Origin of the sequence: Pseudomonas sp. D8002 (genome assembly GCF_013385695.1) — a bacterium.
Lineage (GTDB): Bacteria > Pseudomonadota > Gammaproteobacteria > Pseudomonadales > Pseudomonadaceae > Aquipseudomonas.
Genome location: NZ_JACAPM010000046.1, coordinates 8,167 through 18,578, shown reverse-complemented (window position 1 = coordinate 18,578; position 10,412 = coordinate 8,167). Strand labels below are relative to the sequence as shown.

Here is a 10,412-nt window from a genome sequence, read left to right as displayed (position 1 = left end):
GTCGCGGCGGCCCGCGGAGTAACGGATATACACCCCACCCTAACCCCGCGCAGCAAACACCCCCCGAGCAATCGACCGAGCCACACAATCAGCCGCCGCCGACCCAATCCGCCCAATCTCCACCTGCCGCCGAGGCCCATCCGCCACCTCCACTGCCCCCGAAGCCAACGCAAAAACCGTATCCCCATCAAACGGCAAATGCGCCGGCCGCACCGCCCGGGCAATCCCGTCCTGCGCCATGATCGCCACCCGCTTGCACTCCGCCACCGTCAACCGCGCCGTACTCGCCACCACCACCAGCGTGGTATTGGCCCCCGCTTGCAGACGCCCCATGGAATCCAGCCGCGACAACTCCGGCATCGGATCACTGCAATCCATCTCCGTCACCGGCCGCGCCCCACCAAACTCCCCCGCCACCTCCCAGGGCCACGCCCAGAACGTCTCGCCATCCGGCATGTAGACCGAACCAATCGGGTTAGCCACCACCAACGCGGCAACCACCAACCCATCGCCCAAATCCAGGGACGCCGTCCCCAGCCCGCCTTTCAGCACCCCGGCCATGGCCCCACGCCCGGCCCCGACAGAGCCCAGCTCAAACTCCGGACCGGCATTGGCCAGCGCCTCAAACCCCAGCCGCCGGTAAGGTGGCTCCAGGCCCCAATCCTTGTCCCCGCCATTGGCCAAATCATGCAACACCGCCGCCGGCACGATAGGAATCGCCGGCGCACCCGGCTTCAAATGCAACCCCACCTGGTCCTGGGACAACTTCGCCGCCACCGCATCCGCCGCCGCCAGGCCAAACACCGAGCCACCGGCAAACACCAGCGCGTGCAGCTGGCCCACCATGTTCTCCGGCTCCAGCGCCGCGGTTTCGCGACCACCTGGGCCTCCACCGCGAATGTCGATACTGGCAGTCCAGAAACCATCCGGGCGGATCACCGTGACGCCGGTGTCGGCGTACAGGTCTGTGGCGTGGCCAACCTCCAGGCCGGGAATATCAGTGAGGGCGTTGCGCGGGCCAGGTCTAGGCATACAGAAAAGCTTCCTTGGGTTTAGGTATGGCGTGGGGAGAGCAAGGGGTGTGCCAAGGAGGCGCTCCCCCGGCCCAGCGTACGCTAGCAGCTTCGCGAAAAAATCCCCTGCACAAAAACCAACACCCTGCCCTTCCGCCTGTTAGAAAAACACCAGCCGCCCCGCAAACCCTCCAACAACTCCTTGTTATCCAAGACTTTTCAGCGATGGCACAGCCTTTGCTCTCCTGCCTCCACCAGAGCTTGAACTTAACAAGCCGTCCTCGAACAAGGCCCGTTGCCTAACCACACTGGAGTGTTGCACATCATGAATCCATCACGCGCCGCCGGCCGCCGCCAACCCGGCAAGGCTTTCGCCCATACCCTGTTGTTCCTCGCCGTGTGCGAGGCCGTCAGCTATAGCAGCCTGACCCTCGCCGCCGACGCCCCGGCCAGCGACAACCCCCTGGACACCGTCGTGGTCATCGGCAACCGTGGCCAGGCCCGCACCCTGGCCGACAGCCCGGCGCCGGTGGACGTGATTTCTTCCAAGCAGTTGCTCGCCACCGGCCAGGGCGACCTGACCCGTGCCTTGAGCAAGGTGCTGCCGTCCCTCAACCAGCCGGCCTCGTCGGGCTTCGGTTCGACCTCGATCGTGCGCCCCATCAGCCTGCGCGGCTTGAACGGCGACCAGGTGCTGGTGCTGGTCAACGGCAAGCGCCGCCACAACAGCGCGCTGCTGAACAACGCCACCTCCCTCAACTCCGGCTCGCAACCGGTGGACCTGGACATGATCCCCACCGCCCTGGTGGATCACATCGAAGTCCTGCGTGACGGCGCCTCGGCGCAATACGGGTCGGACGCCATCGGCGGCGTGATCAACATCGTGCTCAAGCAAACCGACCACGGCGGCAGCTTGTCCACCACCTACGGCCAGAACTATGAAAACGGCGATGGCGAAACCGTGCGTCAAACCGGCAATGTCGGCCTGGCCCTGCCCAACGACGGTTTCATCAACCTCGCCCTGGACGTGAAGAAACAGGACGTCTCGGACCGTTCCGATGCGGCGCCGTACACCGACAGTGCCGGCAACACCAGCCAACGCCACACCTACTACGGCACCGGCTTGCCCGAGGCGAAGAACTTCAGCCTCGGCTACAACGCCGAGCTGCCGGTCGCCGACGCGCTGACCCTGTACTCGTTCTCAACCTACACCCACCGCAACTCGGAAAAGCCCCTGGCATTCCACCAGCCTCCGTCGTTCAACGGCATCCAGACCCCTTACCCGGAAGGTATCGAAGACAACCTGCGCTTCATCGAAGACGACTTCCAGGTGGCGTTTGGCGGCAAGGGCCAGGCCGCCGGCTGGGACTATGACCTGTCGAGCACCTACGGCCAGGACCATGCCCGGGCCACCCTCACCGACACCTACAACCTGAGCTACGGCCCGAACTCACCGACCTCGGTCGACACCGGCGTAAAAACCTTCAGCCAGTGGACCAACAACCTCGACCTGACCCGCGCCTTCGACCTCGGCCTGTACAAGCCGACGCAGATTTCCTGGGGCCTGGAACAGCGCTACGAAGACTACAAGATCGGCAAGGGTGACCTCGCCTCCTACGCCAGCGGGCCGTTCGACACCGGTGCCAACGGCGCGATCATTCCACCCGGGACCATTTCCGGTGCCGGTACCACCCCGGCCGACGCCGCCGAAAAAAGCCGCATCAGCCTCGCGGGCTACGGCGAGATCGGCCAGGACCTCACCGACAAATGGCACGTGGACCTGGCCGGGCGCTACGAGCACTACAACGACGGCTCGGGCACCACCACCAACGGCAAGTTCTCCACCCGCTACCAGCTGACCCCGATCCTGGCCTTGCGCGGCACCGTCAGCACCGGGTTCCGCGCACCGTCCCTGGCCCAGCAGATCTACAGCTCCACCTCGCAAACCAGCGTCAACGGGCAACTGTTCGACTACCGCAACGTGGCGGTGAACTCCGATGTGGCCAAGGCCCTGGGCGCGACCACCCTCAAGCCTGAAAAGTCGACCAACTACAGCATCGGGCTGACCCTGCAACCCACTGACAACACCAACATCACCCTGGATGCCTACCAGATCGTGATCAAGGACCGCATCGCCCAGACCGGTTACCTGGGCGGCACGCCGCAAATCAGCGCGATCCTCGCCGCCGCCGGGCTCAACCCGAACCAGGCGGTGACCTACTTCACCAACGCCCTCGACACCACCACCCGCGGCGTCGACCTGGTGGGCGACTACCGCCAGGACATCGGTGCCTATGGCAGCCTGAAATACAGCGCCGGCTTCAACTGGAACACCACCCAGATCGACTCGATCCACGCCTCGACCGTGGCCGCCCAGGCCCTCGGCCCGGACGGTGGCTATGACCGCCAGCGCCAGGGCAACCTCAAGTACGGCTTGCCGCAATCCAAGCTGCTGCTGGGCACCACCTGGACCTACGACAAGGTTGAAACCAGCCTCAACCTGACCCGCTACGGCTCCTACACCGAGTACGGCACCGCCGAGATCTACGACCGTAACTTCGCGCCGACCTGGATCACTGACCTGAACATCGACTACCACCTGACCAAGGCCGTGACCCTGAATGCGGGGGCCAACAACCTGTTCAACAAGTACCCGAAACGCACCGACCTGGTAAGCAGTTCCGGCGGCTTCCCGTACGGTACCTTTTCGCCTTACGGCACCACCGGTGGCTATTGGTACACCGGCGTGACGTACGCCTTCTGACCCAGCCCGCGGGGCCGGTTCGCCGGCCCTGCGCCTGACCTTTTGCGGGAGCCTGCCCATGACCCGACGTACCGATCAACTCAAGCTGGGGGCCTTCCTGGCCAACAGCGGCCACCATGTATCGGCCTGGCGCCATCCCCTGGCCCAGGCGGATGCCAGCCTGGATTTCGAGCACTTCAAACACATCGCGCAAACCGCCGAACGCGGCAAATTCGACGCCTTGTTCGTCGCCGACGTGGTCGCCCTGTGGGGCCATCATCATGACGCCCTCAGCCGCACTGCCCGCGCCGAACACTTCGAACCCTTGACCCTGATGGCCGCTTTGGCAGCCGTCACCAGCAACATCGGCCTGATCGCCACCGCCACCACCAGCTACAACGAGCCGTACCATATCGCCCGCAAGTTCGCCTCCCTCGATCATCTGTCCAAGGGGCGCGCCGCCTGGAACCTGGTGACCTCGGTGATCTCGGATGAGGCCTGGAACTTCGGCCGCGAAACCCATATCGACCATGGCGACCGCTACCAGCGCGCCGAAGAATTCCACGATGTGGTCAAGGGCCTGTGGGACAGCTGGGACGACGACGCCTTCACCCGCGACAAGGCCAGCGGGGAGTATTTCGACCCGGCCAAACTGCACACCCTGAATCATCGCGGCGAACATTTTTCCGTACGTGGCCCACTCAACGTCGCCCGCCCTCCACAGGGCCATCCGGTTCTGGTGCAGGCCGGTGCGTCGGAACCCGGCAAGGCCCTCGCCGCCCGCGTTGCCGAGCTGATTTTTGCGGTCAACCATGACCTGGCCGGCGCCCAGGCTTTCTATCAAGACATCAAGCAACGCGCCGCCGCCTTTGGCCGTGACCCCGACCACATCAAGATCCTGCCCGGTGTCACCCCGTTTATCGGCGAAACCCGCGAACAGGCCCAGGCGCTGTTCGAAGAGTTCCAGGCCCTGGTGGACCCGGTGCTGGGCCTGCGCTTCCTGGCCGACACCCTGGGCGATGACATCGACCTGTCGGGCTACGACCTCGACGGCCCGCTGCCGGAAACCCCGGTAGGCCAGCGCGGCAGCCGTCGCGACAAACTGCTGGAACTGGCCCGCAGCCAGAACCTGAGCATCCGCCAGCTGTACCTGCACCTGACCGCCGGCAACCCGGTAATCGGCACCGCCGAAGACATTGCCGACTTCTTCGAGCAGTGGTTCGAAGCCCGTGCCTGTGACGGGTTTAACGTGTTCTTCCCGTACTTCCCGGGCGGCATCGACCTGTTCGTCGAGCAGGTGATTCCACTGCTGCAGCAACGCGGGCTGTTCCGCACCGAATACGAAGGCACCACCCTGCGGGAAAACCTCGGCCTGCCGCGCCCGGCCAATCGCTTTACCCAGGGAGTCACACCATGAAGCGCAGCGCATGGATGCTGGCAGTCGGCAGCCTGTTCGTCTCGAAGGCCTTTGCCCTGAACATTTTGCTGAGCAACGACGACGGTTATCAGCACCCCAATATTCGCGCCCTGTACACCGAGCTCAAGGCCCAGGGGCATACGGTGCGGATTGCCGCACCGCAGGCCGACCAGAGCGCACGGGGCGGTGCGTTTTTCTTTGGTCGCGAAGTCACCGTTGGCCATGACGACGACCCGGCCTACCCCGACAGTTACTACATCAGCACCACTGAAAACGGCGTGTGCCAGAGCCCCGAATGCGCCGGCAAAGACGTGCAGATCGAAATCAGCGGTACGCCGGTAATGGCCCTGCTGATGGGCCTGAAAAAAGTCATGCCCCACCCCGACCTGGTGATCGTCGGCCCCAACCCCGGGAATAACCTGGGGGCGATCAACAGCGCTTCCGGCACGTTCAACGTCGCCAGTGTCGCGGTGCAGGCGGGCATTCCGGCGCTGGCAGTCAGCACCGATTTGAAGGAGGCAGACCCACAACGCGCGGCGCAACTGGTGGCGAAGCTGGTCAATGCCCTGGACCAGCATCGCCAGCCCGACGGCGCGCTCTTGCCCAAGGGCCTGGGCCTGAATATCAACCTGCCAAAAGACCCACGGATCAAGGGCGTGAAACTCACCCGCATCGGCAGCTACGTGGGTTTTGAAGCGGTGTACACCGACGACCTCAAGCAATTCAAACTGCCGGGCAAACCCGGCATCGGCTTCCAATACAGCCCCGCCGCCACCGCCGAGCAGCAGAAGCAGGATGAGGCGGTATGGCTCAACAAGGGTTACCTGACCATCAGCCCGTTCAGCGGCCTGCCGGAGTCGATCAACGCCGGCCCCGCCCTGCAAAAACAACTGGCCCGCGAGGTGCAGCCATGAGTTCGCGTTTTTCCCTGGGGTTTCTCAGCCGGGTCTACAGCCCCGGCTTCGAGCCCAAGGTCTACCGCGACACCGTGGAGTTGTTCAAGGTCGCCGAAGAGCTGGGCTTTGACAGTGGCTGGGTGGCGCAGCACCACTTCGCCAGCGAAAACGGCCGCCTGCCCTCGCCCCTGGTATTGCTTGCCGCCATCGCCCAGCGCACCCGGCGGATCAGCCTGGGCACCGGGATTATCGTGTTGCCCCAGGAAGCGCCGCTGCGCCTGGCGGAAGACGCCTCGGTGCTGGACCTGTTGAGCAATGGCCGGCTGGAGCTGGGCCTGGGTGCGGGTTTTGATCCCGACACGTTCACCGCATTCGGTCGTGAGCCTGAGGCGCGCCACCGCGATTATGAGCAGCACCTGCAACAGTTGATCCATGCCCTGGGCAACGCCCCCCTGACCGACAGCGGCTCGCGCCTGTTGCCACGGGCAGCCGGCCTTGGGCAGCGAATCTGGGAAGCCACCTCACGGGTGGAACGGGTGGCCGAGCGCGGCCACGGCCTGATCATGGCGCCCAACCCGCACCTGCCGCCCGAAGCCGGGGTAGAACTGGTCAAGCGCTATCGCAACGCCTGGACCGGTGACAACGGCACCCCGCCCCGTGTCACCCGGGTACAGGCGCTGATCCCGAACCCGGACGCCGCCACGCGCAACGATATCCAGGCCTACGTGCAACGCCAACAGAGCATCGGCGTGTACAAGGCGCCGGTGGATGATGATTTCGACGCCACCCTCAGGCGCCTCGGCATCCTGCACGGCCCGGTCGAGCAGATCATCGAGCAGTTGCAGCAAGGGCCGAGCCTGACGGCCAACGACCACCTGGTGCTGCAAGTACAGACCGCCAGCACCCCGCTGCGGGAGGCGATCCGTGCCCTGGAAATCATCCGCGAACAGATCGCCCCGGCCCTGGGCTGGCAACCGACACTGCCCCAAGGAACCCTGACATGAGCTTCAAACTGGGCTTTCTCAGCCACGCCTTTGGCGACGATCCACAGCAGGTCTACCGCGACCTGATCGAACAATTCGAAGTCGCCGAGGCCCTCGGTTTCGACGGTGGCTGGATTGCCCAGCACCACCTGAGCAACGGCTTTGGCCGGCTACCGTCGCCGCTGGTATTGCTGGCGGCGGTGGCCGAGCGAACCCGGCATATCGAACTGGGCACCGGGGTGATCGTGCTGCCTTTCGAAGACCCGATCCGCCTGGCGGAAGACGCCAGTGTGCTCGATGCACTCAGCGGCGGCCGGGTGCAATTGGGCCTGGGCAGCGGCGGCGCCAACCTCGACAATTTCAGCGCGTTTGGCCGTGATGCCGTGCAACGCCAGGTCGATTTCAGCGACCACCAGCAGCAGGTCCAGCAGTTACTCGACGGCGAGCCATTGACGCCCCACAGCGCGCTGACCCTGCAACCGCCAGCAACCGGCTTGAGCAGCCGCTTGTGGCACTCCCACGGCAGCCTCGAAGGCGCGGCATACACCGCCAGCCAGGGCAACGGCTTGCTGCTGGGCACCGCCACCCACGATCCGCTGACGGTGCAAAAACCCCTGGCCGATGCCTACTTGAATGCCTGGACCCGCACCGATCGCCCACCGAGAATCGGCGTGGTGCGGGCAATTTTCCCGGCAACGGATCGCGCCAGTGCCCAAGCGGAACTGGCGGTGGATATCGAGCGCCACATCCCGCGCCTGCAACGCGAAGGCCTGATCGATCAAGCCGTGGACCTGCAGGAGCACCTGCGCCTGATGAACGTGCACCACGGCCATCCCGACGAAGTGATCGCCAGCCTGCAACAGGACCCGTCCCTGCTGCCCTATGCTGACTACGTGATCGCCGTGGTCCAGGCCGAAAGCTCGACCCAGGCGCAGATCCTCAAGCGCCTGGAAATCATCGCCCGGGACATCGCCCCGGCCCTCGGATGGCGAGGACGAGAGTAGGATGATCAAACGCCCTGAAAGCGTCAGCTCCCGTAGCAGCTGTCGAGTGAAACGAGGCTGCGTAGCGGTGTGTCAGATACACCGCGAACGCAGCCTCGCCGGGGCTCGACAGCTGCTACGACGACGCGTGATGCTGATACCAAACTATGGAGCCCGTGTATGCCCCTTGAATTCAGTTGGTTGATGCCCCTCTGTACCCCCGACTGGGCGGCGCGGCCGGGGCAGTGGATCCAGCTGGCCCAGGCGGTGGAATACGCCGGCATCGACGGCCTGTGGATCCCCGGCGGCGCGCTGTGTGCCGACAGCCTCGGGGTGGCGGCGGCGTTGTGCGCCCACACCCGCCGGGTGCAATTGTCGGTGAGCGTACCGCCGGAAGTCATGCTGCCGGCGGCCCTGGCCACCACCCTGCAAAGCCTGCAATCGATCAGCAGCCACCGGGTGCGCCTGCACTTGCCCGACGGCGAACAAGGCAGCCTGCGCAGTGCGTTTGGCGAATGGCTGAACCGCGACCAGCGCAGCGAACGCATCGGCGAATACCTGGAGATTCTCCAACAACTGCTGGCACCGAATGACGGCGGCCTGGATTATCAAGGCCGCTATTTCCAACTGGAAAACGCCGGCGTCGCCCGCCGCGAACTGCCCGCGCCGCCACTGGTGCTGGACGACAGCCAAAGCCACGCGCTGGTGGCTGGCCACGCCCAGGTCTGCCTGTTGCGGCCTGGGCATCCGCAGTGGCTGGACCAGGAAATACAACGCTGGCGCCAGCTTCAGCCGGGCCTGGCCTTTGCCTGTACCTTCGGCTTGGTCATCGGCGACAGCGAGGACCTGGCCTGGGAAACTGCCGCCGCCCTGCTGCCGACCCAGGACCTGCCCAACCACCGCATCGCCACCGTGCCCCGCGACCGTCACCCGTTGCGCCAGTGGGAGATCCACCCGAACCTGCTGCGACTGCACCCTGGCCAACCGTTGATCCTGGTGGGCACGCCCCGCCAAATCGCCACGCGCCTGCAGGAACTGCACGGCCTGGGCCTTGGCCACATCATCCTGCAAGGCGGCCCGGCGGTCGGCGAAGTGCTGCGCTTTGGTGAACAGATCCTGCCGCTGCTTTTTCAACACGGCCTGCGCAAGGAGCGCCTGCACCATGAACACTGAGGTTCGCCCCCCGATCCAGCTCGACTGGTTCCTGCCCACCAATGGCGACGGTCGCCACCTCACCAGCAGCGGCCTGCCCAAGGTCGGGCTGTTCCAGCAAGGCGAACGTGCCCCCACCCTCGATTACCTGCGCCAGATCGTGCGGGCTACCGAACAGGCCGGGTTCGACGGGATCATGGTGCCCACCGCCAGCGGTTTCGAGGATCCGTGGCTGATTACCGCGGTGCTGGCCCAGGAGGTGCGACGGCTTAAATTCCTCCTGACGTTGCGACCAGGCATGGAGCTGCCGGCCTATACCGCCCACCGTGCGGCGACCTTGCAATTGCTCAGCGAGAATCGCCTGGCGTTGCATGTGGTGACGGGGTCCAGCCGTTTTGAGCAGCGTTCGTTGGGGGACTTTCTCGAACACGATGAGCGTTATGCGCGTACTGCGGAGTTTTTGCAGGTGTTCCAGGCGGTGTGGGCTGGCAAGCAGCCGGCGCATCCGGGGCGCTACTACCGCAGTGGGATCAACACGCCGGTGGCGCCTGGGGCCGAGGTGCCGGCGATCTATTTTGGGGGTGCCTCCGAGGCTGCCGAGCAGGTGGGGGCTGCCCATGGGCAGACGTACCTGATGTGGTGTGAGCCGCCGGCGATGATTGCCGAGCGGGTGCTGCGGATGCGTGAGTTGGCCGCGATGCAGGGGCGGACGTTGCGCTTTGGGTTGCGCTTGCACATCTTTGCCGATCGCACTGACGAGGCGGCCTGGGCGCATGTGGAGCGGCTGTTGGAGGAGATACCCAAGGACGCCATTGACCAGGCGCAGCGGCAGATGGCCAAGTATGAATCGGTGGGGCAGAGTCGCCAGACCGAGTTGATGAAAGGCCGTGGGCGTGGGGCGCGGGAGCTGGAGGTTTCGGCCAACCTCTGGGCCGGTGTGGGCCTGGTACGGGGCGGGGCCGGGACGGCGCTGGTGGGGAGTTATGAGCGGGTGGCGGAGCGGATCGAGGAGTATCACCAGCTTGGGGTGGACAGCTTTATTCTCTCGGGGTTTCCGCATCTGGAAGAGTCGATTCATGTGGGGGCGGAGGTGTTGCCTTTGTTGCGCAGGATTGGGGCTTCGGGGAGGGATGTTGAGGTGGGTCGGGGTTGACCAGAGCGGTGTACATATCCGTTATTTGGGTAACGGCTGATATTGGTTCCGCTCTTACAGCGGCCTACCGGC

General features: G+C 65.0%; 8 protein-coding genes. 7 read left to right on the top strand and 1 reads right to left on the bottom strand.

What is annotated here, in order from left to right:
• Nucleotides 1-39: 39 nt before the first annotated feature.
• Nucleotides 40-1,032: a P1 family peptidase gene (locus tag HX807_RS25590; RefSeq protein WP_003218615.1), complete on the bottom strand. Its 993-nt coding sequence runs from the start codon at nt 1,030-1,032 to the stop codon at nt 40-42.
• Between the two features lie 306 nt (nt 1,033-1,338).
• Between HX807_RS25590 and HX807_RS25585 the strand changes: the two genes are divergently transcribed.
• The 7 genes from HX807_RS25585 to HX807_RS25555 all read left to right on the top strand — a co-directional run bounded on the left by HX807_RS25585 (nt 1,339) and on the right by HX807_RS25555 (nt 10,340).
• A complete protein-coding gene (locus HX807_RS25585; protein WP_003218616.1) occupies nt 1,339-3,777 on the top strand; it encodes a TonB-dependent siderophore receptor in 2,439 nt (812 codons plus the stop codon).
• Between the two features lie 58 nt (nt 3,778-3,835).
• Nucleotides 3,836-5,173 carry an LLM class flavin-dependent oxidoreductase gene (locus HX807_RS25580; RefSeq protein WP_177051486.1) on the top strand — a complete coding sequence of 446 codons (1,338 nt, stop codon included), beginning with the start codon at nt 3,836-3,838 and terminating at the stop codon, nt 5,171-5,173.
• The gene (locus HX807_RS25575) at nt 5,170-6,087 is read left to right on the top strand and encodes a 5'/3'-nucleotidase SurE (protein WP_003218619.1); all 918 of its coding nucleotides are present in this window, start codon (nt 5,170-5,172) and stop codon (nt 6,085-6,087) included. Before HX807_RS25580 ends, HX807_RS25575 begins: the two co-directional genes overlap by 4 nt.
• Complete coding sequence (locus HX807_RS25570; RefSeq protein WP_177048862.1) at nt 6,084-7,073, top strand: LLM class flavin-dependent oxidoreductase; 990 nt, start codon at nt 6,084-6,086, stop codon at nt 7,071-7,073. The genes HX807_RS25575 and HX807_RS25570 overlap by 4 nt, the downstream gene beginning before the upstream one ends.
• Nucleotides 7,070-8,056 (top strand): LLM class flavin-dependent oxidoreductase, encoded by a 987-nt coding sequence (locus HX807_RS25565; RefSeq protein ID WP_177051484.1) that lies wholly within the window; start codon nt 7,070-7,072, stop codon nt 8,054-8,056. The genes HX807_RS25570 and HX807_RS25565 overlap by 4 nt, the downstream gene beginning before the upstream one ends.
• A gap of 159 nt (nt 8,057-8,215) precedes the next feature.
• On the top strand, nt 8,216-9,208 hold the full coding sequence (locus HX807_RS25560; protein WP_177051482.1) for an LLM class flavin-dependent oxidoreductase: 993 nt from the start codon (nt 8,216-8,218) through the stop codon (nt 9,206-9,208).
• Nucleotides 9,198-10,340, top strand: coding sequence for an LLM class flavin-dependent oxidoreductase (locus HX807_RS25555; protein WP_003218626.1), 1,143 nt, complete (start codon nt 9,198-9,200; stop codon nt 10,338-10,340). The genes HX807_RS25560 and HX807_RS25555 overlap by 11 nt, the downstream gene beginning before the upstream one ends.
• Nucleotides 10,341-10,412 lie beyond the last annotated feature (72 nt).